The following is a 687-nucleotide window of genomic DNA, read 5'->3' as shown; positions in this document are numbered from 1 at the left end:
CGCCCGGCGCCGACCCCGATCCTGGCCCCGATCCGGTGGAGCCCAGCTTCGTTGCCGACCTCGCCATGGTCGCCAATTCCTGGGGCGACGTCATGCTGTCGTGGTCGCACGACGGCGCCGACCCGGCCGCCCATGTCTATGCCGTGGAGATCCTCGACGTTTCCGGCGCGAGCGTGGTGCGCACCATCACGCTCGCCCATCCGGTGGCCGAGAGCGGGCAGGTGCTGTGCGCCTATCCGGTCGAGCAGGACGTCCCCGACTTCGCGTTCCCCCCGACGTTCTTGGCTTGGCGTGTCCGCGTGGACGGCGCGGCCGAGGCGCTCGGCATGGCCGGCGCGGTGGCGGTGGATGATGCCGCGTTCGTGGTGCGCGCCGTGGCCTTCGCCGGCCAGAGCAATGCGCTGGCGCATTTCACCACGCTGAGCGGCATCGATGGCCGGCGGGATCTGGTCTCGGCTGGCTACTTCCGGCGCGACCTCGCCGCCCGCCTCGGCCTGCGCGATATCGAGGTGATACCCGTGCAGGCGGCCTGGGGCTCGTCGGCGGCCGACAAGCACGCGGACGACGATCCGGTGTCCGGCGTCAATTATTGGTGGGATCTCGACGCCGGCACGCCCGGTCCCCGCATGACCGAGTTTCTCGCCATCGTCGGGGCGTCGGGTGCGCCGGTCACCGACGTGATCTGGG

General features: G+C 71.2%; 1 protein-coding gene. It reads left to right on the top strand.

Annotation, left to right across the window (positions count from 1 at the left end; translation table 11 throughout):
- Positions 1-687: hypothetical protein (locus tag V5F77_RS29020; protein ID WP_429008507.1), on the top strand; the 687-nt coding region annotated here is incomplete at both ends.

The sequence above is a fragment of the Roseixanthobacter psychrophilus genome, assembly GCF_043195195.1.
In the GTDB taxonomy this organism is placed as follows: Bacteria; Pseudomonadota; Alphaproteobacteria; order Rhizobiales; family Xanthobacteraceae; genus NCEH01.
The sequence above is the reverse complement of the archived record's forward strand: the minus strand, read 5'-3'. Positions and strand labels throughout refer to the sequence as shown.